This window comes from Paraburkholderia sp. CNPSo 3274 (assembly GCF_024206475.1).
Classification (GTDB): Bacteria; Pseudomonadota; Gammaproteobacteria; order Burkholderiales; family Burkholderiaceae; genus Paraburkholderia.
In genome coordinates this window covers 89,398-115,532 of record NZ_JAMBPR010000015.1, presented here as the reverse complement: position 1 = coordinate 115,532, position 26,135 = coordinate 89,398, and the positions used below count along the sequence as shown (strand labels likewise).

The 26,135-nt window shown below is 66.1% G+C and carries 23 protein-coding genes and 1 pseudogene; 11 read left to right on the top strand and 13 right to left on the bottom strand.

What is annotated here, in order from left to right; translation table 11 throughout:
* Positions 1 to 197 precede the first annotated feature (197 nt).
* Positions 198 to 851, top strand: a complete 654-nt coding sequence (locus tag M3I54_RS13015) for a TetR family transcriptional regulator (RefSeq protein ID WP_133182780.1) — start codon at positions 198 to 200, stop codon at positions 849 to 851.
* A gap of 46 nt (positions 852 to 897) precedes the next feature.
* A pseudogene (locus M3I54_RS13010) lies at positions 898 to 1,182 on the top strand (helix-turn-helix domain-containing protein); the annotation flags it as partial.
* A gap of 59 nt (positions 1,183 to 1,241) precedes the next feature.
* On the opposite strand, the gene M3I54_RS13005 reads toward M3I54_RS13010, so the two are convergent.
* From M3I54_RS13005 to M3I54_RS12980, 6 genes are all read right to left on the bottom strand, one after another.
* Positions 1,242 to 1,991, bottom strand: coding sequence for a CoxG family protein (locus tag M3I54_RS13005; RefSeq protein WP_254336415.1), 750 nt, complete (start codon positions 1,989 to 1,991; stop codon positions 1,242 to 1,244).
* A gap of 32 nt (positions 1,992 to 2,023) precedes the next feature.
* Positions 2,024 to 2,389, bottom strand: a complete 366-nt coding sequence (locus tag M3I54_RS13000; RefSeq protein WP_254336412.1) for a DUF427 domain-containing protein — start codon at positions 2,387 to 2,389, stop codon at positions 2,024 to 2,026.
* A 321-nt stretch (positions 2,390 to 2,710) separates the two neighbouring features.
* Complete coding sequence (locus M3I54_RS12995) at positions 2,711 to 3,217, bottom strand: carboxypeptidase-like regulatory domain-containing protein (protein WP_254336410.1); 507 nt, start codon at positions 3,215 to 3,217, stop codon at positions 2,711 to 2,713.
* Between the two features lie 198 nt (positions 3,218 to 3,415).
* The gene (locus M3I54_RS12990) at positions 3,416 to 4,921 is read right to left on the bottom strand and encodes a DegQ family serine endoprotease (RefSeq protein ID WP_254336408.1); all 1,506 of its coding nucleotides are present in this window, start codon (positions 4,919 to 4,921) and stop codon (positions 3,416 to 3,418) included.
* 136 nt (positions 4,922 to 5,057) lie between these two features.
* On the bottom strand, positions 5,058 to 6,359 hold the full coding sequence (locus M3I54_RS12985) for an ATP-binding protein (RefSeq protein ID WP_254336406.1): 1,302 nt from the start codon (positions 6,357 to 6,359) through the stop codon (positions 5,058 to 5,060).
* An 86-nt stretch (positions 6,360 to 6,445) separates the two neighbouring features.
* The gene (locus M3I54_RS12980) at positions 6,446 to 7,108 is read right to left on the bottom strand and encodes a response regulator (protein ID WP_028205939.1); all 663 of its coding nucleotides are present in this window, start codon (positions 7,106 to 7,108) and stop codon (positions 6,446 to 6,448) included.
* 420 nt (positions 7,109 to 7,528) lie between these two features.
* Between M3I54_RS12980 and dacB the strand changes: the two genes are divergently transcribed.
* From dacB to M3I54_RS12965, 3 genes are all read left to right on the top strand, one after another.
* Complete coding sequence (gene dacB, locus M3I54_RS12975) at positions 7,529 to 9,211, top strand: D-alanyl-D-alanine carboxypeptidase/D-alanyl-D-alanine-endopeptidase (protein WP_375542136.1); 1,683 nt, start codon at positions 7,529 to 7,531, stop codon at positions 9,209 to 9,211.
* 340 nt (positions 9,212 to 9,551) lie between these two features.
* On the top strand, positions 9,552 to 10,526 hold the full coding sequence (locus M3I54_RS12970; protein ID WP_254336402.1) for a sterol desaturase family protein: 975 nt from the start codon (positions 9,552 to 9,554) through the stop codon (positions 10,524 to 10,526).
* A gap of 181 nt (positions 10,527 to 10,707) precedes the next feature.
* On the top strand, positions 10,708 to 12,090 hold the full coding sequence (locus M3I54_RS12965) for an SGNH/GDSL hydrolase family protein (protein WP_254336400.1): 1,383 nt from the start codon (positions 10,708 to 10,710) through the stop codon (positions 12,088 to 12,090).
* A gap of 106 nt (positions 12,091 to 12,196) precedes the next feature.
* Here M3I54_RS12965 and M3I54_RS12960 read toward each other — a convergent pair whose 3' ends face one another.
* The 7 genes from M3I54_RS12960 to M3I54_RS12930 form a co-directional block, all read right to left on the bottom strand.
* On the bottom strand, positions 12,197 to 13,249 hold the full coding sequence (locus M3I54_RS12960; protein ID WP_254336398.1) for an L-threonylcarbamoyladenylate synthase: 1,053 nt from the start codon (positions 13,247 to 13,249) through the stop codon (positions 12,197 to 12,199).
* 14 nt (positions 13,250 to 13,263) lie between these two features.
* Entirely contained in the window at positions 13,264 to 14,481 is a 1,218-nt protein-coding gene (locus M3I54_RS12955) for a 5-(carboxyamino)imidazole ribonucleotide synthase (protein ID WP_254336396.1), read from the bottom strand.
* Positions 14,482 to 14,537: 56 nt separating this feature from the next.
* Positions 14,538 to 15,056, bottom strand: coding sequence for a 5-(carboxyamino)imidazole ribonucleotide mutase (gene purE / locus M3I54_RS12950; protein ID WP_254336393.1), 519 nt, complete (start codon positions 15,054 to 15,056; stop codon positions 14,538 to 14,540).
* 28 nt (positions 15,057 to 15,084) lie between these two features.
* The gene (locus M3I54_RS12945; protein ID WP_254336391.1) at positions 15,085 to 15,975 is read right to left on the bottom strand and encodes a phosphoribosylaminoimidazolesuccinocarboxamide synthase; all 891 of its coding nucleotides are present in this window, start codon (positions 15,973 to 15,975) and stop codon (positions 15,085 to 15,087) included.
* Positions 15,976 to 16,183: 208 nt separating this feature from the next.
* Complete coding sequence (fba, locus tag M3I54_RS12940) at positions 16,184 to 17,248, bottom strand: class II fructose-bisphosphate aldolase (RefSeq protein ID WP_254336389.1); 1,065 nt, start codon at positions 17,246 to 17,248, stop codon at positions 16,184 to 16,186.
* A 383-nt stretch (positions 17,249 to 17,631) separates the two neighbouring features.
* Entirely contained in the window at positions 17,632 to 19,068 is a 1,437-nt protein-coding gene (pyk, locus tag M3I54_RS12935) for a pyruvate kinase (protein ID WP_254336387.1), read from the bottom strand.
* Between the two features lie 444 nt (positions 19,069 to 19,512).
* Positions 19,513 to 20,712 (bottom strand): phosphoglycerate kinase, encoded by a 1,200-nt coding sequence (locus M3I54_RS12930; RefSeq protein WP_254336385.1) that lies wholly within the window; start codon positions 20,710 to 20,712, stop codon positions 19,513 to 19,515.
* 495 nt (positions 20,713 to 21,207) lie between these two features.
* Between M3I54_RS12930 and M3I54_RS12925 the strand changes: the two genes are divergently transcribed.
* The 6 genes from M3I54_RS12925 (at position 21,208) to M3I54_RS12900 (ending at position 26,127) form a co-directional block, all read left to right on the top strand.
* Entirely contained in the window at positions 21,208 to 22,131 is a 924-nt protein-coding gene (locus M3I54_RS12925; protein WP_254336384.1) for a branched-chain amino acid transaminase, read from the top strand.
* Between the two features lie 60 nt (positions 22,132 to 22,191).
* A complete protein-coding gene (locus M3I54_RS12920) occupies positions 22,192 to 22,386 on the top strand; it encodes a zinc-finger domain-containing protein (protein ID WP_028205950.1) in 195 nt (64 codons plus the stop codon).
* A gap of 208 nt (positions 22,387 to 22,594) precedes the next feature.
* Positions 22,595 to 23,620, top strand: coding sequence for a lipopolysaccharide heptosyltransferase II (waaF, locus tag M3I54_RS12915; protein ID WP_254336382.1), 1,026 nt, complete (start codon positions 22,595 to 22,597; stop codon positions 23,618 to 23,620).
* Positions 23,621 to 23,942: 322 nt separating this feature from the next.
* Positions 23,943 to 24,389, top strand: a complete 447-nt coding sequence (locus M3I54_RS12910; protein WP_254336380.1) for a nuclear transport factor 2 family protein — start codon at positions 23,943 to 23,945, stop codon at positions 24,387 to 24,389.
* Between the two features lie 27 nt (positions 24,390 to 24,416).
* Complete coding sequence (locus tag M3I54_RS12905; RefSeq protein ID WP_254336378.1) at positions 24,417 to 25,496, top strand: YheT family hydrolase; 1,080 nt, start codon at positions 24,417 to 24,419, stop codon at positions 25,494 to 25,496.
* Positions 25,489 to 26,127 carry a DUF2946 family protein gene (locus M3I54_RS12900; protein WP_254336376.1) on the top strand — a complete coding sequence of 213 codons (639 nt, stop codon included), beginning with the start codon at positions 25,489 to 25,491 and terminating at the stop codon, positions 26,125 to 26,127. The genes M3I54_RS12905 and M3I54_RS12900 overlap by 8 nt, the downstream gene beginning before the upstream one ends.
* Positions 26,128 to 26,135 lie beyond the last annotated feature (8 nt).

The window sequence follows — 26,135 nt, the reverse complement described above, 5'->3', positions numbered from 1 at the left end:
ATCACCCCTTGAGGCACCCAGGTGGTGGGGTGCTATTATAGATACATTCGCGAACGAATGTAAAAGGACGTTACGTAACCGTTGAGTGGTACTTCAGGAGCGATCCGCGCGTCACATCCATATTACAAATCAATACATTACGGTTCGCACCCCAAATAAATTCCCCCTAACCCTCAGCAACGCACTGACATTACAAAATGGTCCGCCGAACGAAAGAGGAAGCGCTGGAGACGCGCAACCGGATTCTCGACGCCGCCGAACACGTCTTTTACGAAAAGGGCGTGTCGCGCACTTCGCTGGCCGACATCGCCCAGACCGCAGGTGTGACGCGTGGCGCGATTTACTGGCATTTCGAGAACAAGGGCGACCTGTTCACGGCCATGTTCGACCGCGTGGTGCTGCCGCTCGACGAGCTGAAGGTGGCATCGACGGACCCCGGCGAGCCCGACCCGCTCGGGCGCATGCGCGATCTTTGCATTCTGTGTCTGCGCAATACGGCAACCGACGTGCGCCGCCGCCGCGTGTTCGAGATCCTGTTCCTGAAGTGTGAATTCGTCGAGGAGATGGGCCCGGTGATGGCGCGCCATCAGACCGATATGCGCGAGGGCCTGGCGAGCATCGAGCAGGGTTTGCGCAATGCGATGTCGAAGGGCCAGCTGCCCGCCGACCTCGACCCCAAGCGCGCGTCGCGCGTGCTCCATTCGTTCATTGGCGGCGCGCTGCGCGATATGGCGATCCTGCCGGACGTGTTCGACGTGGCGAGCAACGCCGAACGGCACGTCGACGCGATGCTCGACGCGTTGCGCTTCAGCCCTTCGCTGCGCATTGGCGCGAGCGAGTCGGACGCCTGACGCCTACGCGCGCAGTTCCCGGATCGATCGAGGCGGCCCACTGGCCCACCTCGACGCGCCCCACACGCTCGACTCGCTCGCGCAGCGCGCCCTGATGAGCCGGCGCACCTTCACGCGCCAGTTCCGTTTGACGACGGGTTCAACGGTGAGCGCGTGGCTGCTCGGCGAGCGCCTCGCCCGCGCGCAGCAGTTGCTCGAAAGCACCGATCAGCCGATCGACGCGATCGCCCAGCATGCGGGTTTCGGCTCGGCCGCGTCGCTGCGTCAGCATTTCGTGGACGCGTTCAGGATTTCGCCGTCGGCGTGGCGGCGGGAGTTTCGGGGGGCGTGAGTGGCTCGATGAGCGGTTCGACGGGCAGCGCACCTTGCGCGCGCCACCCGCCGCCGAATTCAGGTCGCGGTAAACCAGCGCGCCGCATAAAGCAGCAACGCGACGAAAAAGATCATCGCGGCCCACGCCCAATACGGCATGGCATGCGGCGGTGGCTCGTGATTGAGCATGCTTGCCGCGCGGCCCGAGAGCGTGCCGCCCGCGTGGTGCTGCGGCAGGATATGCGCACGCCGGGCAAGACCGGCGAGGTTGATCGGCCGCAGGAACACGTGCTGCCGGCGCGGCTGCTCGCCCGCCACGCGGTTCGGCGCCTGGCCGTGCTTGACCGCGACCACGGCGCAGAACTCCGTGAAGAAGTCGTCAGCAAGTTCGTGCAGGGCGTTCTCGATCTGGCGCGGCGGCAGCTCGGAAAGCGGTCCCGTGAGCGTGGCCCACACCGAGTAGTCGATACGCGTGTTCACATCCTTGCCCGTACCCGGCTCCCTCGCCGTGGCGCGCTCTTCGGGGCGCAGCGCGACGTCGATCTGTCCGCGCAGCGAGCCGATGCCGTCCGCGCGAGCGCGAAAGCTCAGCACGCGCCGGGGCGTGAGCGGCACCTGCGCCGTGTCATTGGCAATGTGGGCACGCACTTCGTAGCGTGCGCGCAGCGGCCCGAGCGGCACCGTAAGCGTGATCGCGTATTCGCCGGGGCCGAGCCGCCTGAACGACTCGCAATGCTCCATGCTCGCGCGCACGAGCGCCACGTCCTGCAACGCCGCCCAGACGGCGGCCGGTTCGAGCGGAATTCTCAACGCATCGTTCAGTTCCATGGCGGCTCCCCTATGCAAGCTACCGGGCCATTTCAGGAGGTCTGGTCGATCCGGTCCACGCGAGTTGCGTAGAAAGCCAGATACCCCTTGATGCCGCGTGCATCATGCAGTGGCGCTTCGTAGCTCCAGGCCGCGTCTTCGACGCGCCCGTCTTCGGTACGCAAATGGAAATACGTCGCCTCGCCCTTGAACGGGCAATGCGAGGTCTGTCCGGAGCGTTCGAGTCGCGCCATGTTCACGTCGGCGCGCGGAAAGTAGAAGACGTCGGCGTAGCCGGTTTCGCAGAGGGTGACGGCGTGCAGCGTATCGGCAATGGTGATGCCGCCATGAATCACGCGCACACGGTGACGGTTCGCAACGAGATCGATGCGATGGTCCGCGTCCGGTTCGACCGCCATGTTCGGCTCCCCTGTTGGTAGGCGGCGCCTGCGGCGCCCTGCCGTCGCCGGGCGGCAGGCCGCACCGGCTCGCGTGACACGCCGCCAGGTAGGCGCGTGCCGTGCAATTACACGGGATGGCCGCTCGCCAGTCACCTGTCGCGGCGTCGATCACGGTATCGACGGCGATCGACGGCAACACGCGAACCCGCTCGCGAAACGCCTGAGCGATCGCGGCCTTCCGTCGGCTTCATTATCAGCCAAACTCGGCCTGGCTGCGTGAATCTTATGCGCGGCGCGCGTGCGGCAGCACCCAAACGCGGCGTGGCCCGGCTGTGCGGCTTACCAGATGAAGGCCGCCCGCGCGCTGCCGTTCGCGCCCACCGTCACGGCGCTCGTCTTGTCGACGCCCGCATGGCTCACATGCACGCTGTAGCGGCCCGGACGGACCTTCACGAGCATATACGGCCCGCGGGAAGTCGTATCGAGCACGCTCGCGCCATGCGAGTCGGTGATCTGCACGCGCACGTCCGCGACGTACTCACCGCTGCGCTGGGTGAAGCGCAACGCAAGCGGCCACTGGCGCTCCGCGCTGAGCAGCGCCTTGGATTCGTCGAGACCCACGCCGCCGGAGACGTACGACACGTCGCCCTGCTGCTGGACTTGCGGCATGCCGCCGCCGTTGGTGTTGCCGGCGCTCGTGTTGTCGGTGGTCGAGCCGCCGACCGTGCCCGAGGCTTCGGCCTGCTGCGCCGCCGCGCCGCCCGCGTAGCCGAGAGCAAGCGTGGCCGCGAGAATCGTCGCGCAAGCGGCGATATGGACGGGGCGCGAGTTGTGGAAACGCTTCATCGATCGCTCCTTTCAGGTGGTCCGATGTCATGCTTGAGCAAGGGGCATGCCCGATCAGCACGCGCAGAAGGTTTTGTGCGCCCAAAAACGCCGCTGCCGCCGAGGCCAAAGGCCAACGGCGGCAGCGCAGGAACAACGTCATGAAACCTGCTCTCGCCGCGAATCCGGCGCACGGAGCCGGATTCGCGACAGCAGGGATCAGCCGAGATCGACGGGCACGAAAATCTGTGCGTCGTCTCGCTGGATCAGGAGTGCAATGCTGTTGCCAGCCTTCGAAACCATTTGCTTGAGCTGATCGGCGCTCGTCACCGGGCGGCCATTCACGGCAAGAATCACGTCGCCGGGCTGGACACCCGCATTCTCGGCCGCGCCACCCGACTGCTCGACGAGCAAACCGTGATCGAGCGAGCCGTTGCTCTTCTCTTCCGGCGTGAGTTGGCGCACCGCGACGCCCAGGCGCCCCTGCATCTGCGCTTGCGGTGCGTCGTTCGAAGCCACCTTCGCGTCGCCCAGCGTGCCGATGGTTGCGGTGAGGTTCTTCGTGCTCTTGTCACGCCACACCTGAACATCGGCCTTCGTGCCCGGCTTCATGCCCGCGACGAGCGAAGGCAGATCGGACGAATCGTCCACGGCCTGGCCGTTCACCGACAGGATCACGTCGCCGGGCTTCAAACCCGCCTTCGCCGCCGGACCGCTCGCGTCCACCGAACTCACCAGCGCGCCGCGTGGCTTGTCCATGCCGAACGAGTTGGCGAGCGTCTGGTTCATCGACTGCACCGCGACGCCGAGACGCCCACGGCTCACATGACCGGTCTTGACGAGTTCGTCCTTGACCTTGATCGCCTCATTGATCGGGATTGCGAACGAAAGGCCCTGGAAGCCGCCCGTCTGCGAATAGATCATCGAGTTGATGCCGATAACTTCGCCCTGCAGATTAAACAGCGGGCCGCCCGAATTACCGGGGTTGACCGGCACGTCGGTCTGGATGAACGGCGTGTAGTTTTCGTCCGGCAGCGAACGCGACTTCGCGCTGATGATGCCCGAGGTCACCGTGTTGTCGAAGCCGTACGGCGAGCCGATCGCCACCACCCACTGGCCGACCTTGCTCTGGCGCGGGTCGCCGATCTTCACGGTCGGCAGATCCTTCGCGTCGATCTTGAGCACGGCGACGTCCGACTGCTTGTCCGCGCCCACGACCTTCGCCTTGTATTCGCGCTTGTCGGTGAGCTTCACCGTCACGACGTTGGCGCCGTCCACGACGTGTGCGTTCGTGAGGATGTAGCCGTCCGTACTGATGATGAAGCCCGAGCCGAGGCTCGCGCTCGGCTGGTCCGCCTGCGGACCATTGTCGCCGCCGCCCATGCCGGGCGCGCCGCCATAGAAGTGCTTGAAGAACTGGTAGAACGGATCGCTCGGATCGATCGGCAGTTGTTGCGGGCCGCTACCGCCGCTGCGCAGCGCCGCCTGCTTCACGACGTGCTTGGCGCTGATGTTGACCACTGCGGGCCCGTAGGTTTCCACGAGACCCGAGAAGTCGGGAATGCCGGTCTTGGCTGCGGCTTCGGCGGGCATCATCGCCGCGGCCTGTGCCTGCGAGATGACCTGCGGAGCAGGCAGATCACGGTGCCCTGCTACGTAGCCCGCCGACAATGCGACGACCACGGCGGCTGCCACGGCACTGCGGGAAAGAACTTTTGTATTCATTGCGGACTCCTTGCGCGGGGTACTCATCACGACGTACCGAAGAGTAAGCCGTGTCGCTTAAAGGAGTCTTAAGTACGCGGAAATCGCGAAAGTCGCGCAAACGCCCGCGCGGCGGGCATTTGCGGGCGATCGAGACTCAGAACCGCACGTCCACGAGCAGGCCGCCAGCGGGCGAATCGCCGAGTGTGATGGTCGCGTCGTGCTGATCCGCGATTCGTCGCACGATAGCGAGCCCGAGTCCCGTGCCGGCGATATCGGTGCGCGCCCGGTTCACGCCCGCGCCCACGCGATAAAAGCGATCGAACACGCGCGCGCGCTCGTCCTCCGGGATGCCCGACCCGCTGTCCGCGATGCGCACGCGCGGATGCCCATCGACGACAGCGAGGCTCACATCCACGCGCCCGCCCGCGGGCGTGTATTTGGTCGCGTTGTCGAGCAGGTTGTTGAGCATCACGCGCAACGCATCAGCGTCGCCGATCACGCTCGCCGCCGCGCTTTCCTCGATGCCGAGATCGACGCCGCGCTGCTGCGCGAGCGGCGCATAGTTGAGCACGCAATCATCGAGCAGCGCATGCAGATCGACGTTGCGCGCGCGCGCATGACCGTCAGGCTCGGAACGCGCGAGTGCGAGCAGTTGCTCGGCAAGACGCGTGGCGCGCGTCACACCCGCTTGCAGATCGACGAGCGCTTCGCGGCGCGTTTCGTCATCCTTTGCGCGCGCAACGAGTTGCGCCTGGATCTGCACGGCCGCCAGCGGCGTGCGCAACTCATGCGCCGCATCGGCGACGAAGGCCTTTTGCGTGTCGATGGCCTGCGCGAGGCGTTCGAGCAGCGCGTTCAACGCATGCACGAGCGGCGTGACTTCGCGCGGCAGACGCTCTTCAGGCAGCGGGTCGAGCGCTTCTGGATGACGCGTATCGAGCGCGCGCGCAACGCGCGAGAGCGGCCTGAGCCCGCGCCCCACCATGATCCAGACCGCGATGCCGAGAAACGGCAGCACCACGATGAGCGGCCAGAGCGTGCGCAACGCGACGTTCGCGGCGAGCCGGTTGCGCACGGAAACGGGCTGCGCGAGTTGCACGACATTGTCGCCGACGATCGCGCCGTACACGCGCCAGTCGCCACGATCGGTGCGCTCCGTCGAAAAGCCGAGTTCCGCTCGCGGCGCGAGCGGCGCGCGCGGATGCGAGTAGTACATGAGCACGCCGTTGCGATTCCAGATCTGCAGCACGATGCCTTCGTCGCCCGTGTCGCGCGAACTGAGGATCTCGTTGAATGGCTCGGAGGGCAGCGCCTCGGCGATTTCCTGCAGCTGGTAGTCGAACAGCTCGTTGGCTTCGGCGAGCGCCTGGCGATAGATCAGCCAGCCCGCGAGCCCCACGCCCGCGACGACGATCGCGAGCAGCCAGAACAGCAGTTGTCGTCGGATGGAACTCATCAGCTAAATGGGTCTCCCTGTCGATCCGGAGTTAGCGCTTTAGCGCTGACTCCGGTCCCATGCAAGGCCGCGCTTGATTTTCTGCTTCATGCGTCTTTGGCGATCATGTAGCCGAGGCCGCGCACGTTGCGGATCAGATCGGCCCCGAGCTTCTTGCGCAGCGCGTGAATGTAGACCTCGACGGTATTGCTGCCGATCTCCTCGCCCCAGCCATACATCTTCTCTTCGAGCTGGGTTTTCGAAAGCACCGCGCCCGGACGCGCGAGCAGCGCTTCGAGCAGCGCGAATTCGCGCGCCGACAGCGCGACGGGCGAGCCGTCCTGGGTGACCTGGTGCGAAGCCGGGTCGAGCGTGATCGAGCCGTGGCGGATGGTCGAATCGCTGCGGCCCGCCTGGCGGCGGATCAGCGCGCGCATGCGTGCGCCCAGTTCGTCGAGATCGAAGGGCTTGATGAGGTAGTCGTCCGCGCCGGCGTCGAGACCCTTCACGCGGTCGGCCACGGCGTCGCGCGCGGTGAGGATCAGCACGGGCAGCGCCGCGCCGCGCGCGCGCAGGGTGCGCAGCACGTCGAGGCCATCGCGTCGCGGCAATCCGAGATCGAGCAGCATGAGATCGTAAGAATCCGCGCTCGCAGCGGAGAGGGCGGCGTCACCGTCTTCGACCCAGTCGACCGCAAAGCCTTCGCCGCGCAGCGCCTTGCGCACGCCTTCGGCGATCATGCGGTCATCTTCGACTAGCAGTATGCGCATCGTAATGTTGGTCGCGCGGCCACGCTGCGCCGCGCTGTGGGAATGAATGACGATGCGTGCATTCTAGCGCCTGAACAGGGGCGCCGCGCCGCTGCGGCGCGCAGCCGGTCGCGATGCTATGGCTCGCGTGGCGGGCGGTGTTTGAACCACGCCACGCAATGCGCAACGTTTTCTCAACGGCAATGCGCGCACGCGGCGCGAGGTCTTTACAATGTGCGCTTTTGCGGCGCTCGACTCGTGATTCGGCCGCGATGCGCGCGTGCAGGCTTGTACAGTACGTTCAAGCGAGCGCATCGCGCGCGCACCACGAATCACACGCCGCCCTTATTTTCGCGCCCGCGCGCAGCACCGGCGAGTCCCCGCTTTCCGTGCGCCGCGCCAGGCCCTAGCACTGCCCCTGCACTCGCCCGAACGCTTTTCATGCTGCCCGCTTCGCTGTCCCGCCTACGCTCCTTGTTCAGACTGCCCGCCTCGCGCACCGACCGCACGCATCGCGCAGCAGCCACGCCGCGCCTGCCTCGACCGCTCGCCCTCGCCTTGGCCTGCGCCACGCTCGCCGCGAGCTTCGCCGCCGCGCCGGCCGCGTACGCGCAGCCCGAAGGCGCACGCCTACCCACGGTCAACGTGACCACCGTGCTGCCGCCCACCGTGATGGCGGGCCTCGAGCGCGCGCACGTGCCGCTCTCGTCGGTCAGCGTGGTGATCGAAAAGGTCGGCGACCGCCAGCCCAGCGTCGCCGTGAATGCCGGCCAGCCGATGATGCCCGCCTCGACGATGAAACTCGTCACGACGTGGAGCGGCCTCGCGATGCTCGGTCCCGACTATCGCTGGAAAACGAGCGCCTACACCGACGGCGAAGTCGATGCGAGCGGCACGCTGCACGGAAATCTCTATATCAAGGGGACTGGCGACCCGAAGCTCGTGCCCGAAGAGTTGATCGACCTCGTGCAGAAGATTCGCGCGGCGGGCATCGCGCGCATCGACGGCGCACTCGTGCTCGACAAGAGCGAGTTCGATCCGTCCACGCGCGACCTGCCCTCGTTCGACGGCGACGACAGCGCGCCCTACAACGTCGGCCCCGATCCGCTGATGTACGCGTACAAGTCGGTTTCGTTCACGTTCTCGCCCTCCCGCGAGGGGGTGTCGATCGACGTGGTGCCGCCCGTTGCGCAGTGGCAGATCGACAACCAGATCCGCGGGCGCGCCGGCGCGTGCGGCGGCATGCTGCCGAGCCCGCAGGTTTCGCCCGGCGGCAACGGCGTCGTCACCGCGAGCTTCGCGGGCAGCTACGCCATGCGCTGTGGCGAGCGCACGCTCAACATGGCCGCTCCCGTGGACCACAGCACGTTCTTCGCGGACGGCTTCCTCGCCCTCTGGCAGCAATCGGGCGGCAGCCTCTTCGCCACGCCGGGCGGTGCGGTGCGCGAAGGCGTCGTGCCGCCGCGCGCGCGCCTTCTCGCCGTGCACCAGAGCCCGCCGCTCGCGGACGTCGTGCACGACATCAACAAGTTCAGCAACAACGTGATGGCGCGCAATCTGTTCCTCACGCTCGGCGCCGTCGAGGCCAAACCGCCTTCGACTACGGCCAAGGCCGCCACGGCCGTCAATACGTTCTTGCGGCGCAGCGGCCTGAACATGCCCGAACTCGTGCTCGACAACGGCTGCGGCCTCTCGCGTGAAGAGCACATCAGCGCGCTCTCGCTTGCGAACCTGCTGCAGAACGCGAACGCGAGCCCGGTCGCGCAGGTGTTCATCGACTCGCTGCCGATCGTCGGCGTGGACGGCACGATGCGCAACCGCCTCACCAACGCGGGCGTGGAAGGCAACGCGCATATCAAGACGGGCACGCTGCGCGACGTGCGCGCCATCGCCGGCTACGTGGCGGCGGAGAACGGCGAGAGCTGGATCGTGGTGAGCCTCATCAACGATCCGCGCGCCGAGTCCGCACGCGCCGCGCACGACGCGCTGCTCGAGTGGGTCTATAAGGGCATGCCCGAAGAAAAACCCGTGTACGTCGAGCCGCATCCCAAGCGCGCGGCAAAAGAGTCGAAGTCCGCGAAGGCAACGCACAAGGCTCCGCCCCGGCGACGCGGCGCGCATTGACGACGCATTGACCACGCGGTGAGCGCACGCTGTTTGCACACGGCGTGCATGCTATGTCCACGCCGGGCGGGCGCCGCGGACCTGTCCCCGCGTGCCTCACCCGAGCCCGCCGCGATGCGCCGGGCTCGAAGTTTTCCTCTAGCAAAGCGCCGCCCGTCCTGGGCGCGGGCCGTGTACCCTGACGGGCAAAGGCCGGTAATGCATTGAAAGGTTTGTCTTGCGTGCCCGGCCATCGAGCCGCGCACCCTGCGAACGCACACCAACGCGGCCAATACGATACGAGACAACAAACGCCGCGCTGCCCGCCAGCGCCGCCCACGGGACAAGGAGGACGACGTTCGTGCAGTTCGACGCGCAATGGCTGCTGCTCGCCCTCGCCCCCGTGTTTCTCGCCTGCATCGGCTGGGAAGCGTGGCATCTCTCCCGCACGCGGCCGCGCGCTGCATCGAACGAGACTCCCGACAGCGCTCGCTACGCCTGGCCCGATACGCTTTGCAACGCCGCGCTCGCGCTCATGCACCAGGGCGCCGACAAGCTTGCGTGGCTCGTCGCGGTGCCCGTCTATGCCTACGTTTACCGCCACTTCCGGCTCGTTTCGTGGCAGCCGGGGCTCGTCGCGTGGTTCGCACTCTTTATCGCGCAAGACCTGCTCTACTACGTGTTTCACCGCGCGAGCCATCGCGTGCGCTGGCTCTGGGCCGCGCACGTCGTTCATCATTCGTCGGAGCGCCTGAATCTATCGACGGCGTTTCGCCAGAGCCTCATGTATCCCGTGGCGGGCATGTGGGTGTTCTGGATTCCACTCGCCATGCTCGGCTTCACGCCGGAGCAGATCGTTGCGATCGTGCTCGTCAATCTCGCGTTCCAGTTCTTCGTGCACACCCAGGCAATCGGCAAACTCGGCTGGCTCGAATACGTGTTCAACACGCCGTCATTGCATCGCGTCCACCACGCGCGCAACGCGCGCTACATCGATCGCAATTACGCCGGTGTGCTCGCGATCTGGGACCGTCTGTTCGGCAGCTACGTCGAGGAAGACGCGCATGACGCGCCCGATTACGGCATCGTCAAGCCGCTTGCGTCATGCAATCCGCTCAAGGCGACGTTTCACGAATGGCTCGCGATGGCGCGGGATTTCGCGCGCATGCCCGACGGGCGCTCGCGTCTCGCCGCGCTCTTCGCACCGCCGGATTGGTGCGAGCGCCACGACGCGCTGGGCCTCGCATCCGTGACAGCGCCGGCGACGCCAGCGGGAACGCGCTACGGCGTGCCGGAAAACAACACCGAGGGTGAGTTCGGGTCGCGCAATAGCTGAGAGATTGCGTAGTCTGTCGGCCTTGGCCATGACCCTGGGGGAGCAGCACGCAGGGGGTACATGCAAGGCCGACGATCGAGAAAAACATCGACGACGGGGCAGCCGCTCGTGCCACGAGCACCCGTTGCATGAGTAGGCAGGCATGGCATCAAAGGCCACACACAGAGGAGATGAAGTGAATATGAAGCATCAAGGACCGAGACACCGTACGCTGTTGCGCGCCACCCAGATCGCTGCCGCGAGCGCCGCCTTTGCGCTGCTTGCCGCCTGCGGTGGCAGCAGCGGGGGGAACAACAACGCGAGCACGCCGCCGCCGTCGGGCGTCAACATGCAGGTGGTGGCGTTCGGCACGAGCTTGACCGACGCGGGCACGTATTCGGAGCAGATTCTGCCGGGCTTCGGCGGCGGCCGCTTCACGACCAACCCGGGCGAAGTCTGGGCGCAGCACGTGTCCGAGTACTTCGGCAACACGCTTTCGCCGGCCTTCGAAGGCGGCTTCGGTCTGCCGCTCACGGCGACGGGCGGGCTTGACTACGCGCAAGGTGGCGCGCTGGTTACGGGCGGTGGCGTTGCGAATACCAGCGCCGTGATCCCCGCCGCGAGCGAGCAGCCGGTCACATGGCAGCTCCAGCAGTACCTGGCGCAGCACGGCAGCTTCAATGCGAATCAGCTCGTGCTCGTGGAAGGCGGCGCGAATGAAATCCTGGCGCTTCTGGATAACAGTGGCGCAGGGCTGACGGCGTTCGCCACGGCGCTGGCCAAAGCCAACTTCACAGCAATCGCCAGCGACCCCGCAACCCAGCAAGCCACGGTTGCCGCTCTGGTGGCAAAGGGCTTTACCACCGCACAGGCCCAGGCGCTCGTGCCCGCCGCCATCGCGCTCAATATCGTCACGACAGATGCGAACGCAGCTACCGACTTCGCGTCCGTTCTGCCGATCATCACCGCGGCCGAAACGCTGGCTAACCTCGTCAACACGCAGATTGCCGGCACAGCCAAAGTCGCGGTCATGACTGTGCCCGATATCGGCAAGACGCCGGCTGCGGTGGACGCCGACGCTAGCGTCGGCGCAACGCCGGGCTCGGCGAACGCACCTGACCAGGCGCTCACGCTGGTTTCGGCCATGTACAACCTCACACTGCTGGAAGGGCTCGCGCCGTCGCTCGCAGCGAAGAAGGTCGTCCCCGTCGATGTGTTCTCGTGGCTCGACCAAACTGTCCAGAACGCGGCAAGCCTGGGCTTCACGGTGACTAACACGGGTACCGCATGCAATATCTCGGCAATGGCAACCAGCGCGACCAACTATGCGCTAGCCAATCCGAAGGCAACGCTGGGCCTGGACCCGGCCACGACGCCGCAAGCCACCATCAACGCGTATGCCGCGGTCTACGGCCAGAACTTCGGCAGTTCGCTGTTCTGCTCGCCGCAAACCCTGACGACGGCCAACGCGCCCACGACCTACATGTTCGCGGATCAGTTCCACCCGACCACCGGCCTGCACGCACAGTTCGCGACGTTCGTCGAAACGCAGCTGGCCGCGGCCGGCATCGGCAAGGCGCCGTGATAAGCCTCGCTTGAGCCCTGAGCATCGAGTCTTCCGGTGCAAGCAAAAACACCCCACGAACCATCAGGTTCGTGGGGTGTTTTTCATTGAACGCGAGAAAACGTGCTCAGCCCTTCTGCTGGGCCTCGAACGCCGCCGCCGCGCGCCCCAACCGGTCATTGACCGCAATCCACTCGATCGTCTCCGGCAGCTTCTCGATGAGAATGCGCGAGACATTCGCGCGATCCAGCACGCGCAGCAAGCCATACAGTTCACGCGCATATTCCTGCGGCTCTTCCGGCGCGGCGACGAAATGCACGCCCTGAGCCTGCGCCCAAACGCCAGCACGCGAAGCGCGCGCCACCAGCGCCACCGATTCGCCCGCATCGCGCGCCGCCGCAAGCAGCGGCTCCAGCGCCTCGAACGGCAGCAGCGCGAGCGGTGTGCGCGGCGCGTAATGCGCCTTGAGCGTACCCGAGGCGCGCGGCGCCGTGGCGTCCGAGCCGTCGGGCAAGCGCGGCGCCTCGCCCAGCACGCGTGCGATGTCGTGCGGCGTCACGTGACCGGGCCGCAGCAACGCGGGAAACCCGCGCGAGAGATCAAGAATCGTCGATTCGATCCCAACATCGCATGCGCCGCCATCGAGCACATGCACGGCCGCGCCGAATTCGTCGCGTACGTGCTGCGCCGTGGTCGGGCTCACATGGCCGAAACGGTTCGCCGAAGGCGCCGCCACGCCGCCATGGCCGCCGCGACGCGCAGAAAACGCCGCGAGCAACTTCTGCGCGACCGGATGCGACGGGCAGCGCAACCCCACCGAATCCTGACCGCCGCTCACGGCGTCCGGAATACGTTCGTGCCGCTTGACGATCAGTGTGAGCGGGCCGGGCCAAAAAGCATCGACGAGCTTCTGCGCCGCCTCGGGCCACTCAGCGGCCCAGTATTGCGGGTCGCCGCCGGGCGGCAGATGCACGATTACCGGATGGTTCGCGGGCCGTCCTTTGGCCGCATAGATCCGCGCGACCGCTTCGGGGCTCGCCGCATCGCCGCCGAGGCCGTAGACGGTCTCGGTCGGGAACGCGACCAGCTCGCCCGCGTCGAGCAGCGCGGCGGCGTGCTCGATGTCGGCTGCGGTCAGAGGCGGCGTGCCATCGTGCGGCGCGTTCTGCTGATCGGACATGATGCGGCTCGACCTCAGCTCGTGGCAATGTGCAGCAGGCGCGCGCAGTCGCGTGCGGCCGCGCGTGCTTCGTCGAGCGTCGGCGCGGTGAAGTTCACGTGGCCCATCTTGCGGCCCGGACGCGCTTCTTCCTTGCCGTACAGATGCAGGCGCGCGGCCGGCATCGCGGCCACCTGGTCCCACGGCGGCGTGACGGGCGCGGCGCCCTTCTGGGCCTTCGCCTCCCCCACGGCACAGGGGAACCACACGTCGCCGAGAATGTTCAGCATCACGGCCGACGAGTGCTGGCGCGTGTCGCCGAGCGGCATGGCCGTCATGGCGCGCACCTGCTGCTCGAACTGGCTCGTGGCGCATGCGTCGGTCGTGTAGTGGCCCGAGTTGTGCGGACGCGGCGCCATTTCGTTGGCGACGAGCGAGCCGTCTTCGAGGATGAAGAACTCCACACACAGCACGCCCACATAGCCGAGCTTCGCCGCGATCTGGATCGCGGCCTGCTGGGCCTGCTGCACGAGGGCCGGGCTTGCGTCCGGCGCGGGCACGATGGTGTGCGACAGCACGCCGTTGCGGTGCGTGTTCTGTGCGAGCGGATAGACCACCGCCTGGCCGTTCGTGCCGCGAGCGATCAGCGCGCTCACCTCGAACTTCAGCGGCAGGCGCTTTTCCAGCACGCACGGCACGCCGCCGAGCGACGCATGCGCCTCGCGCACTTCTTCGGCGTTGGAGACGCGAATCTGGCCTTTGCCGTCGTAGCCCATGCGCGCGGTCTTGAGAATGCCCGGCAGCACGGCGGCGAGCGCCTTGTCTTCGATGCCGGCGAGCGCCTGCGACGACTCGATCACCACGTGCGGCGCGACCGGCACGCCGGCCGCCGCGATAAAGCGCTTCTCGGCGATGCGGTCCTGCGCCACCGCCACGCAGCGCCCGGCCGGGCTCACGAAGGTCGACTTCGCGAGCGTGTCGAGGCTCGCTGCGGGTACGTTCTCGAACTCGGTCGAGATGGCCGCGCACAGGCGCGCGAGTTCGGTAAGCGCGGCTTCGTCGTCGTACGCGGCGCAGATGTGGCGGTCGGCCACGGTGCCCGCGGGGCTCGTCGCGTCGGGATCGAGCACGGCGACGCGGTAGCCCATCGCCTGCGCGGCAAAGCAGAACATGCGGCCGAGCTGGCCGCCACCCACCATGCCCAGCCAGGCGCCGGGCAGGATCGGTGAAACCGGTGAATTGTCAGGAGTCATCTTCGTGGTCGGCCGCGGGATGACCGCGGCGCGTGGGGACGATCAAAGCGGGACGATCAAAGCGGCGGCAGCACCATGGCGTGCGCCGCTTCGTTCTGGCGCACACGGAAGGCCGCGAGCTTGTTCGCGTATTCGTTGTTGGTCACGCTCAGGATCGAGACGGCGAAGAGCGCCGCATTGGCCGCGCCCGCCTCGCCGATGGCGAAGGTCGCGACCGGCACGCCCTTGGGCATCTGCACGATCGAGTGGAGCGAATCCACGCCCTTCAGATACTTGCTGACCGCCGGCACGCCCAGCACGGGCACCGTGGTCTTGGCCGCCAGCATGCCCGGCAGGTGCGCTGCGCCGCCCGCGCCCGCGATGATCGCGCGCAGGCCGCGCTCGCGCGCTTTTTCCGCGTACTCGAACATCTCGTCGGGCATACGGTGCGCCGAGACCACCCTGGCCTCGTACGCGACGCCGAACTCCTGCAGGATCGCGACCGCGTGCTTCATCGTGTCCCAGTCGGAGCTGGAGCCCATCAACACGCCGACGAGCGGCGCCGCATGCTGGTGAGCCTTCTGAACTTCGCTCATTATGCTTCCTTCTTCCCTCTTCGCTCGCTCATGCGAGCTTTTGATCCGTGAGACGCTCGAGCGCCTCCTGATACTTCGCCGACGTCTTCGCGACCACATCGTCGGGCAGCTTAGGCGCCGGCGGCTCCTTCTTCCAGTCCTGGGTTTCGAGCCAGTCGCGCACGAACTGCTTGTCGAACGACGGCGGGTTCGAGCCCACTTGATACTGGTCGGCCGGCCAGAAACGCGACGAGTCGGCGGTGAGCGCCTCGTCCATCAGATACAGCTGGCCGTGGTTGTCGAGACCGAATTCGAACTTCGTGTCGGCGATGATGATGCCGCGCGTGGCTGCGTAGTCGGCGGCTTCCTTGTACAGCTTGATCGAAATCTCTTTGATGGTGCGCGAGAGCTCGGTGCCGATGCGGCGCTCCATCTCTTCGTACGTGATGTTCTCGTCGTGGTGGCCCATTTCGGCCTTCGCTGCCGGCGTGAAGATCGGCTCGGGCAGCTTTTGTGCGTTCTGCAGGCCCGGCGGCAGTTCGACGCCGCACACGGCGCCCGTTGCCTGATAGTCCTTCCAGCCGCTGCCGGCCAGATAACCGCGCACCACGGCTTCCACGAGGATCGGCTCGAGGCGCTTCACCACGACGGCGCGGCCCTTGACCTGCTCGACTTCGTCGGCGGCCACGACCGTTTCCGGCGCGACGCCCGTGAGGTGGTTCGGCACGACGTGCTTGAGCTTCTCGAACCAGAAGTCGGCCATCTGGTTGAGCACCTCGCCCTTGCGCGGAATCGGCTCGCCCATGATGACGTCGAACGCCGACAGACGGTCGGTGGTGACGATCAGCAGCTTGTCGTTGCCCACGGCATAGTTGTCGCGGACCTTGCCGCGGCCGAGAAGCGGCAGCGAGCGGAGCGTGGATTCGTAGAGGGTAGACATCGTCGTGATTCGCTAAAAGGACAATCGAAACGGAGGCGGAACCCCGGCCTGCAATGGAACCTGACGCCGGAATTCTGAAGGTATTGCGAGGGTAAACCAAAATTCCCAGAAAAGCCCAACGCCGTTCCCCCAAAACAGGCGGAAACGGCGATGTTTTTTACCACTCAGGCGCGTCCGGACTAACTGCGCGCCTGGCACAGAAGCCCGCTTAGCGAACGATCTGTGCGAGTTCGCCCGACTTGTACTTCCCGGCAATCATGTCCAAAGGAACCGGCTTGATCTTGCCAGCCTGACCTTCGCAGCCGAACGCGAGGAAGCGGTCCACGCACACCTTCTTCGCGGCTTCGCGAGCCGGCTTCAGGTAGTCGCGCGGGTCGAACTTCGACGGGTTTTGATACATATAGCGACGGATCGCACCCGTGATCGCCAGGCGCAGGTCGGTGTCGATGTTGATCTTGCGCACGCCGTGACGGATGCCTTCCTGGATCTCTTCCACCGGCACGCCGTACGTTTCCTTCATGTCGCCGCCGAATTCGCGGATCTCGGCCAGCAGTTCCTGCGGCACCGACGACGAACCGTGCATCACGAGGTGCGTGTTCGGAATGCGCGCGTGGATTTCCTTGATGCGCTGGATCGACAGAATGTCGCCCGTGGGCTTCTTGGAGAACTTGTACGCGCCGTGCGAAGTGCCGATGGCGATGGCCAGCGCGTCGCACTGCGTGAGCTTCACGAAGTCGGCGGCCTGCTCCGGGTCCGTCAGGAGCTGCTCGCGCGTCATGGTGCCTTCGGCGCCGTGACCGTCTTCCTTGTCGCCCTTCATCGTTTCCAGCGAACCGAGCACGCCCAGTTCCGCTTCGACCGTCACGCCGATCGAGTGCGCCATTTCGACGACCTTGCGCGAAACTTCGACGTTGTACTCGTACGATGCAACCGTCTTGCCGTCGGCTTCGAGCGAACCGTCCATCATCACGCTGGTGAAGCCGCTGCGGATCGCCGCCATGCAGACCGCCGGCGACTGGCCGTGGTCCTGGTGCATCACGACCGGAATATGCGGATACGACTCGACCGCGGCTTCGATCAGGTGGCGCAGGAAGGGCTCACCCGCATACTTACGCGCGCCGGCCGATGCCTGCATGATCACCGGCGAACCGACCTGGTTCGCTGCTTCCATGATCGCCTGGACCTGTTCCAGGTTGTTCACGTTGAACGCCGGCAGGCCATAACCGTGTTCAGCCGCGTGGTCGAGCAGTTGACGCATTGATACGAGAGGCATTGTTGCTACTCCTTTGATTTGAAACGAATTTCTTCTGCCGCCGACTGTCTTGCGCAGCCGGTCGAGGGCGGCCTGGCAGCCGCCGCCCGCGTGACCTGCCGCGGGCTCGATGGCGTGATTTTATCGCGAAGCGAGTGCGTTCCCGGCGCCAGGCACGTAACTGGCATGAAATTGGCGTATCGGAGCGTCAAAACCGCGAGAAGGTGCAAAAAGAGTTGACAGCCCGCGCGCCGCTTCTACGGCGTACCGGCTGCAATTGCGGGGAAAAGGCGTCTAAATGACACCGATCTGGCGCCGATCTGATACCAGTGCGATACCAGTCGGCGCCGACCGCATTTATTTTCGGGAGTCGCGAAAATAAAGCGAAAAAAATCGCCGCGAAATTACAGTACGTCGCCCACGCGCACGATTTTCAGCGTGTTCGTGCCGCCCGGCTGCCCCATCGGCTCGCCCACGGTCAGCACGACCATGTCGCCGCGCGACGCATAGCCCTTGCTCACCACCACCTCGATGGCTTGCTGCAGCGCCGTGTCGCGGTCACTGCTCGTGTCGAGGTGCAGCGGCGTGACATTGCGGTAGAGCGACATGGCGCGCTCGCTGCCCGCGCGCGGCGTGAGCGCGAAGATCGGCACATGGGTCCAGTGACGCGACATCCACAGCGCGGTCGAGCCCGACTCCGTGAGCGCGACGATCGCCTTCGCGCCCAGGTGGTAGGCCGTGAAGAGCGCGCCCATGGCGATCGACTGGTCGATGCGGGTGAAGGTGCGGTCGAGGAAGTCCTTGTCCAGCTCGGATTGCTCCGACTTCTCCGCTTCCAGACAGATCGCTGCCATGGCCTCGATGGTCTGCACCGGGTACTTGCCCGCCGCCGATTCGGCCGAGAGCATCACCGCGTCCGTGCCGTCGAGCACAGCGTTGGCGACGTCCGAGACTTCGGCGCGCGTGGGCACCGGCGCGTGGATCATCGACTCCATCATCTGCGTGGCCGTGATGACGAGCTTGTTCGAGTCACGCGCCATGCGGATCATGCGCTTTTGCAGCGCCGGCACGGCGGCATTGCCCACTTCCACGGCCAGGTCGCCACGCGCGACCATGATGCCGTCCGACGAATCGAGAATTTCCTGCAGCGCCGGAATCGCTTCGGCGCGCTCGATCTTCGCGATCATCTTCGGCTTGATGCCGTACGGCGCGCCCGCGATGTTCGCGAGCTGGCGCGCCATTTCCATGTCGGTGGCGTTCTTCGGGAACGACACGGCGACGAAGTCCGCGCCCAGCGACATGGCCGTGCGGATGTCTTCCATGTCCTTCGCGGTGAGCGCGGGCGCCGTCAGGCCGCCGCCCTGGCGGTTGATGCCCTTGTTGTTCGACAGGTCGCCGCCCACGCGCACGACCGTATGAATCTCGCTGCCGATCACGCGCGAAACGTCGAGCACGATCAAGCCGTCGTTGAGCAACAAGATGTCGCCCGGCTTCAGGTCGCGCGGCAGGTCCTTGTAGTCGAGACCGACGCGCTCGTCATTGCCGAGTTCGCATTCGGCGTCGAGGATAAAGGGATGGCCCGGCTCGAGCGTCGTCTTGCCGTTCTCGAATTTGCCGACGCGAATCTTCGGGCCTTGCAGGTCCGCCATGATCGCGACTTCGCGGCCAGCCTGGCGGGCGCAGTCCCGCACCATTTCAGCACGCTGACGGTGGTCGTCGGCGGTGCCGTGCGAAAAGTTGAGGCGCACCACGTCCAGTCCTGCGCGGATCATTTTCAGCAGGATATCCGGCGTGCTGGAAGCCGGACCGATGGTGGCGACAATCTTGGTGGCGCGATGCATGAGTCTCCTCGTCTGGATAGGATCGCTGGGAAAACCGTTGCTGCGAGAAGTGCTGGCCGGCTGCGCCGCGGGTGCGGATGCGCCGGAACGCGCACCGGGTGTACCCGGCGTCGCTTTCTTGGAGGGCGCTGCGGGGCTCACATGAGCCGCTGCGGCGCTTTCTACATGCGTAGTTGTATTCGATGCGGGCGTGGCTGTGCGCCCTGTCGGATTCTGTGCGGCTGTCGATTCAGCAGTCGACTGCGTCGCCGCAATGTCCATTTCGGCAGCGGCGGTGGGCGTCGCGTGCGCCCTCGCCTTATCCGTATCTGCCTGGGGCGCTGCGCGCCCCTTCGGTTTTGCTGCGGCCCCGGCTGCGCTGCGCGACTTCTGTGCGCTTGCACGAGGAAGTTTGCTCATGGCGGCGGCTCTTGCCGACTTCGCGCCCGGGACTCGCGGCGCCACTTAACCAGCCGCCCGCGTTTCGAGCACTTCGACCGCCGGCAGCTTCTTGCCTTCGAGGAACTCGAGGAAGGCGCCGCCGCCGGTGGAGATATAGCTGACCTTGTCGGCAAGGTTGTACTTCGCGATGGCTGCGAGCGTGTCGCCGCCGCCGGCGATCGAGAACGCGCCCGAACTGGCAATGGCGTCTGCGAGCGTTTTCGTGCCGTTGCCAAACTGGTCGAATTCGAACACGCCGACCGGGCCGTTCCACACGATCGTGCCGGCTTGCGCGAGTTGCGCCGCGAGCGCGTTGGCGGTGACGGGGCCGATGTCGAGGATCATGTCGTCGTCGGCCACGTCGGCCACGTTCTTCGTCTCGGCCCTGGCCGTCGACGAGAATTCCTTGGCGGTCACGACGTCGGTCGGGATCGGCACCGATGCGCCGCGCGCGCGCGCCGCGTCGATGATGGCCTTAGCATCGTCCACGAGATCCACTTCGGCAAGCGACTTGCCGATCTTCAGACCCGCGGCCAGCATGAACGTGTTGGCAATGCCGCCGCCCACGATCAGCTGGTCGACCTTCTCGGCCAGCGACTTGAGGATGGTGAGCTTGGTCGAGACCTTCGAGCCCGCCACGATCGCGACGAGCGGGCGCTTGGGTGCGCCGAGCGCCTTGCCGAGGGCGTCGAGTTCGGCCGCGAGCAGCGGACCCGCGCAGGCGACGCTCGCGTACTTCGCGATGCCGTAGGTTGTGGCTTCGGCGCGGTGGGCGGTGCCGAACGCGTCATTTACGTAGATATCGCAGAGCTTCGCCATCTTTTGCGAAAGCTCGTCCGAGTTCTTCTTCTCGCCCTTGTTGACGCGGCAGTTTTCGAGCAGAACCACGTTGCCCGGCTCGACGTTCACGCCGTTTTCAACCCAGTTCGCAACCAGCGGCACGTCGCGGCCAAGCAGCTCGGCGAGGCGCTTCGCGACCGGCGCGAGCGAGTCTTCGGGCTTGAATTCGCCTTCGGTCGGGCGGCCCAGGTGCGAGGTGACCATGACGGCCGCGCCGGCGTCGAGTGCAGCCCTGATGGCCGGCACGGAGGCGCGCACGCGGGTGTCTTCGGTAATGTTGCCGTTGTCGTCCTGCGGCACGTTCAGGTCGGCGCGGATGAATACGCGCTTGCCCTTCAATTTGCCTTCGGAGATCAGATCGGAAAGACGCAGAACCTTGTTCATGGGCGTGTCATCTTGATGGTGGGAAGGCGGTGGCAAGGCGATGCGGCGCCGCGGGCCTTATTTTGGCGCGGCAAGACGTGCTCAACGGCACGGCGCGGGATCCGGTTTGACGCTGTCTCGGGTCGCGGCTCCATGTCGCTGCTCGTCGCTGGCACGAGCCGGCATCGAATTGCGAGATCGGTATTTTAGCTGATAGCCAGGACGATCTGAGACGTGTCCAGGCGAATCTCCCGTATTTGGGCAGACGCTGCTCGCCGGGCGGGCGTTCGCACGATTTGCTGCGTTGCAGCACGCGCTCAGCCTGAAAAAAATTCGGCCGGAAACTGCGCCAAGCGCCCCTAAAATCGCCCCAACAGCCCGCCCCACGCGCCCGCGGGCGCGCTGGGAGGCATCAAATGACGCTAAAATAATCGTCTTTGCCAACCGCAGCCACGCTGCATGCGGCGAAGCTCACTGTATAAGCCCGATATTTACTGCACTTGTCTGGAGAATCGTATGTCAATGGCCGACCGCGACGGCAAGATCTGGATGGACGGCAAGCTGATTGATTGGCGCGACGCCAACATTCACGTGCTGACCCACACGCTGCACTACGGCATGGGTGTTTTCGAAGGCGTACGCGCCTACAAGACCGCCGACGGCAGCACCGCCATCTTCCGCCTCGCCGAGCACACCAAGCGTCTGCTCAACTCGGCCAAGATCTTCCAGATGGACGTGCCGTTCGACGCGAAGACGCTCGCCGACGCACAGCTCGAAGTCGTGCGCGCGAACAAGCTCGAGTCGTGCTACATCCGCCCGATCATCTGGGTCGGCTCGGAAAAGCTCGGCGTTTCGGCCAAGGGCAACACCATTCACGTGGCCATCGCCGCGTGGCCGTGGGGCGCCTATCTCGGCGAAGACGGCCTCGCCAAGGGCATCCGCGTGAAGACGTCGTCGTTCACGCGCCATCACGTGAACGTGTCGATGGTGCGCGCCAAGGCTTCGGGCTGGTACGTGAACTCGATCCTCGCCAACCAGGAAGCCACCGCCGACGGCTACGACGAAGCGCTCCTGCTCGACGTGGACGGCTATGTCTCGGAAGGCTCGGGCGAGAACTTCTTCCTCGTGAACAACGGCAAGCTGTACACGCCGGACCTCGCGTCGTGCCTCGACGGCATCACGCGCGACACGGTCATCACGCTCGCACGCGACATGGGCATTCCTGTGATCGAGAAGCGCATCACGCGTGACGAGGTGTACACCTGCGACGAAGCGTTCTTCACCGGCACCGCCGCCGAAGTCACGCCGATCCGCGAGCTCGACAACCGCACCATCGGCAGCGGCTCGCGCGGCCCGCTCACGGAGAAGCTGCAATCGGCCTTCTTCGACGTGGTTTCGGGCAAGAACGAGAAGTACGCGCACTGGCTCGCGAAGGTCTAAGAAATAAAGGTGCGGGCGAACCTTCGCCCGGCCCTCACAGCTACACAGAGAATCGTCCTCATGAGCGAAATCAAGGAAATGCCGCTGGTCGAACTTTCGGCCAAGGATCTGCCCGCTTACTGCCCGAATCCGTCGATGCCGCGCTGGAGCAACCACCCGCGCGTGTTCCTCGACGTGACGCACGGCGAAGCGAAGTGCCCGTACTGCAGCACGCGTTACAAGCTGCGCGCGGGCGAGGTCGTCCACGGCCACTGACGCGTTTCGCCTCACTCGCGGCGCGCCGCCGTGCGAACGGCGGCGCGTCTATACGTCTTGCCGCCGCCCGTTCACCGGCGCGCGGCTCGTCGCCATTTTCCCAACCGTGTTTCGCGCGCGGCCTGATCGCCCCCAAGCCGGCCTCGAGCCGACCCCAGGCGGGCGCGCCGCACGTGCAACCTTCACCCTCTCCGGAACCTGACTCCTGATGCGCCGCGCGCTGGTAATCGCACCGAACTGGATCGGTGACGCACTGATGGCGCAGCCGCTTTTTTCGCGGCTCGTGAAACTGCACCCGCGCATTCAGATCGATGCGCTCGCGCCAACCTGGGTTGCGCCCGTGCTCGAGCGCATGCCCGAGATCCGCGACGTCTACGCCACCGACCTCGGCCACGGCAAGCTGCAACTGCTGCGCCGCTGGCAACTGGCGGGCGATTTGCGCACCGAGCGTTATGACGCCGCCTACGTGCTGCCCAATTCACTCAAGTCCGCGCTGATCCCGTGGCTCGCCAATATCGGGCTGCGCATTGGCTACACGGGCGAGAACCGCTACGGCCTCTTGAACGTGCGCCATGCGAATCCGCCGAAGGACGAGCGAGCGCCGATGGTCGGGCACTACGCCGCGCTCGCCTACGCGCCCGGCGCGACCGTGCCGGACGACCTGCCGATGCCGCGCCTCGAGTCGGACCCGAACGAGGCGTCGCGTGTGTCGGCGCGCTTCAATCTCGATACGCGTGTGCCGCTGCTCGTGTTCTGCCCCGGCGCCGAGTACGGCCCTGCCAAGCGCTGGCCGCCCGAGCATTTCGCGGCACTCGCGAAGATGGTGGGTCAGTCATTCCCGTACACGCAGATCATCGCGCTCGGCTCGCCGAAGGACGCCCCGCTCGCCCAGGCCATTGCCGATCGCGCGCCGAACGTGCGCAACCTCTGCGGGCAGACCGCGCTCGGCGAGGCGTGCGCGCTGATCTCGCGCGCGAACGCCGTGGTGACCAACGATTCGGGCCTGATGCACGTGGCCGCCGCGCTGCGCCGGCCGCTCGTCGCGCTGTACGGTTCGACGGATCCGCGCCACACGCCGCCCTTGTCCGAGCTTGCAAAGGTACAATGGCTGCATCTCGAATGTAGTCCCTGCTTTGCGCGCGAGTGTCCGCTTGGGCATCTGAACTGCCTGCGCGAACTGAGCCCGGAGCAGGTTTTCGGCGATCTGCGCGGCATGCTGCTCGGGCAGCGATAAGCATTGAGCATCGCCAGGCGGCGTTAGGCTGCGTTAGGCGGCTATGTGCCGCCTGCCACGCTGAAAACATCGCGCACACAAATGGATGTGCGTTACGCAACGGACGCCATGCGCGTTGCGCGCGCCCAATAGAGGCATCGAGGCGCGGGAGGGACCGAAGCGCCGCATCGGAGCACGTCACAGGCCTGTCTCGCGAAAGCGGCATGCTCGCGGCAAACGCGCGGCACGCAGCGACAACCGCGAAGCGACGCAACCGATCAATCGCCAACCCGCGCCCAGGTACACGCAGAGTGCAACACCGAGCGCACAAGACCAACGAGCCATGCCACGTTTTGCCCACATCTTCGAAGCCGCCGCGGACACCCTCAACGCGTACTACCAGGCCGTCGCGGAAGTCAACATCGACAGCTTGATGGGTCTGTGGATCGATGAAGAGTTCGTGAGCTGCATCACGGCGGAAGGTGCGCATCTGCACGGCCTGTCGAGCATCCGCTCGGGCCTCGCCGCGCAGCTCGAAGCGGCGCCGGTGTCAATCGAGCCGCTCGACATCCGCGTGTACGACAGCCTCGGCACCGTGGTCTACGCGATCGTGGAAGCGCACCGCCCGGTCGATCCCAGCGCGATTCCCACCATGGTCTTCACGACCTACGTGATGGTTCACGAGCGCGGCGAGTGGCGCATTGCGCACATTCACGCGAGCCGCATGCCCGACGACGCAGCCACCCAGTTCTCGGCCAAATTGCGCCACGGCCAGGGCGCGCTGCACTGATATAAGGGCGCAAAGCAGGGGGCAGTAATGAGTACGACCGACGACACCAGCAGGCCCGGCGAGGCAGCCCGCGTCGCGGCCGCGCTCGAGGCCCAGACTGCCCTGCTCGGCGCCAACTACGACAACGACTACCGCGCGCCGTTCTGGCTGCCCGGTGCGCACATCCAGACCATTGTGCCGGCGCTCTTCTCGCGCCTGCCCGCGCCCGCCTACCGGCGCGAGCGCTGGGACACACCAGATGGCGACTTCATCGAAGTGGACTGGCTGGACGGCAAGCATGCCGGTGCGGATTCACACAACGTCCGCAACGCCCCGCTTTTCGTCCTGTTCCACGGCCTGGAAGGCGGCTCGAGTTCCCACTACGCGCGCGCGCTCGCTGCCGCCGCGCACGCGCGCGGCTGGCATGCGGCAATCCCCCACTTTCGCAGCTGCAGCGGTCCATTGAACCTGCTGCCGCGCTTCTACCATCTCGCCGATTCCGCCGAAGCCGATTGGGTGCTGCGCCGCTTTGCCGCCCGCCACGCAGGACCACTCGTCGTCGCGGGCGTGTCGCTCGGCGGCAACGTGCTGCTGCACTGGCTCGCGCAGCGTCGCGAAGACGCCGCGATCGTCGCGGCCGCCGCCGCGATCTCCACGCCGCTCGACGTGCATGCCGGCAGCGAAATGCTGACGCAGGGCTTCGGCATGGTCTACACGCGCAGCTTCCTGAAGACGCTGAAGGCGAAGGCGCTCCAGAAACTCGAGCAGTACCCCGGCCTTTTCGATGCGCAAGCCGTCCTCGCCAGCCGCACGATGTACGAATTCGACAATGTCGTGACGGCGCCGCTGCACGGTTTTCGCGACACCCACGACTACTACACCCAGGCGACGATCCGCCCGAAACTCGGCGAAATCGCCGTCCCCACGCTCATTCTGAACGCGCGCAACGATCCGTTCCTGCCGGGCCGCGCGCTGCCCGCGCGCCACGAAGTGAGCGCCGCCGTCGAACTCGATCAGCCCGCGCACGGCGGCCACGTCGGCTTCATGACGGGACCGTTCCCCGGCCGCAGCGACTGGCTCGCACAGCGCGTGTTCACTTATCTCTCGCCTTTCCTCTCTCATGGATGACATCGTCAAACAGGCGCTCGCGCGCTGGCCCAACGTCCCGCATTGCACGGGCTGGCTGCTGCTCGACGCACGCGGCAACTGGCGCATGCGCGACGAGGCCGCCCAGGCGCAGAACGCACCCGGCACGGCGATCCGCCACGAAGCGCTGCTTGGCTTCATCAACCGCAATTACGAGCGCGATGAACATGGCCAGTGGTACTTCCAGAACGGGCCGCAGCGCGTGTACGTCGAGCTCGAATACACGCCGTGGATCGTGCGTCTCGCCACGGGTCATGACGGCGGCGGCGATGCGTTGACGCTCACCGATCAGGGCGGTCAAGGGTTCGAGCCCGTGGCCGCCTACCTCGACGAAGCCGGCAGCGTGATCTTTGCCGATGCGAGCACGCCGCCGCGCGCGGCGCTGCTGCACGACCACGACCTCGATCTCTTCACCGACCACGCCACGCTCGCGGACGACGCCGGGAGCGGCACGTTCCACTGGCGCGCCGGCGCCGCGCTGCCGCTGCAGCCGATCGAGCGCGCCGACGTGAGCGCGCGCTTTGCCTTCGTGCCGAGCCCGGCGCGCGCCGAGCGCGAAGCGCAGGCCGCGGAGCACAGCGCGAGCGGCACGCCGCCTGCATCCGCAGACTGAACGTCGGC

What these genes read in the sequence shown, in the direction of transcription:
- M3I54_RS12925 (WP_254336384.1), top strand. Translation starts at nt 21,208, where the DNA reads ATGTCAATGGCCGACCGCGACGGCAAGATCTGGATGGACGGCAAGCTG.
- M3I54_RS12905 (WP_254336378.1), top strand. Translation starts at nt 24,417, where the DNA reads ATGAGTACGACCGACGACACCAGCAGGCCCGGCGAGGCAGCCCGCGTC.
- M3I54_RS12955 (WP_254336396.1), bottom strand. Translation starts at nt 14,481, where the DNA reads ATGACTCCTGACAATTCACCGGTTTCACCGATCCTGCCCGGCGCCTGG.
- pyk (WP_254336387.1), bottom strand. Translation starts at nt 19,068, where the DNA reads ATGCATCGCGCCACCAAGATTGTCGCCACCATCGGTCCGGCTTCCAGC.
- M3I54_RS12965 (WP_254336400.1), top strand. Translation starts at nt 10,708, where the DNA reads ATGAAGCATCAAGGACCGAGACACCGTACGCTGTTGCGCGCCACCCAG.
- M3I54_RS12945 (WP_254336391.1), bottom strand. Translation starts at nt 15,975, where the DNA reads ATGTCTACCCTCTACGAATCCACGCTCCGCTCGCTGCCGCTTCTCGGC.
- M3I54_RS12900 (WP_254336376.1), top strand. Translation starts at nt 25,489, where the DNA reads ATGGATGACATCGTCAAACAGGCGCTCGCGCGCTGGCCCAACGTCCCG.
- M3I54_RS12980 (WP_028205939.1), bottom strand. Translation starts at nt 7,108, where the DNA reads ATGCGCATACTGCTAGTCGAAGATGACCGCATGATCGCCGAAGGCGTG.
- dacB (WP_375542136.1), top strand. Translation starts at nt 7,529, where the DNA reads ATGCTGCCCGCTTCGCTGTCCCGCCTACGCTCCTTGTTCAGACTGCCC.
- purE (WP_254336393.1), bottom strand. Translation starts at nt 15,056, where the DNA reads ATGAGCGAAGTTCAGAAGGCTCACCAGCATGCGGCGCCGCTCGTCGGC.
- M3I54_RS12985 (WP_254336406.1), bottom strand. Translation starts at nt 6,359, where the DNA reads ATGAGTTCCATCCGACGACAACTGCTGTTCTGGCTGCTCGCGATCGTC.
- M3I54_RS13005 (WP_254336415.1), bottom strand. Translation starts at nt 1,991, where the DNA reads ATGGAACTGAACGATGCGTTGAGAATTCCGCTCGAACCGGCCGCCGTC.
- fba (WP_254336389.1), bottom strand. Translation starts at nt 17,248, where the DNA reads ATGCCTCTCGTATCAATGCGTCAACTGCTCGACCACGCGGCTGAACAC.
- M3I54_RS12990 (WP_254336408.1), bottom strand. Translation starts at nt 4,921, where the DNA reads ATGAATACAAAAGTTCTTTCCCGCAGTGCCGTGGCAGCCGCCGTGGTC.
- M3I54_RS12930 (WP_254336385.1), bottom strand. Translation starts at nt 20,712, where the DNA reads ATGAACAAGGTTCTGCGTCTTTCCGATCTGATCTCCGAAGGCAAATTG.
- waaF (WP_254336382.1), top strand. Translation starts at nt 22,595, where the DNA reads ATGCGCCGCGCGCTGGTAATCGCACCGAACTGGATCGGTGACGCACTG.
- M3I54_RS12960 (WP_254336398.1), bottom strand. Translation starts at nt 13,249, where the DNA reads ATGTCCGATCAGCAGAACGCGCCGCACGATGGCACGCCGCCTCTGACC.
- M3I54_RS12920 (WP_028205950.1), top strand. Translation starts at nt 22,192, where the DNA reads ATGAGCGAAATCAAGGAAATGCCGCTGGTCGAACTTTCGGCCAAGGAT.
- M3I54_RS12910 (WP_254336380.1), top strand. Translation starts at nt 23,943, where the DNA reads ATGCCACGTTTTGCCCACATCTTCGAAGCCGCCGCGGACACCCTCAAC.
- M3I54_RS12995 (WP_254336410.1), bottom strand. Translation starts at nt 3,217, where the DNA reads ATGAAGCGTTTCCACAACTCGCGCCCCGTCCATATCGCCGCTTGCGCG.
- M3I54_RS13000 (WP_254336412.1), bottom strand. Translation starts at nt 2,389, where the DNA reads ATGGCGGTCGAACCGGACGCGGACCATCGCATCGATCTCGTTGCGAAC.
- M3I54_RS13015 (WP_133182780.1), top strand. Translation starts at nt 198, where the DNA reads ATGGTCCGCCGAACGAAAGAGGAAGCGCTGGAGACGCGCAACCGGATT.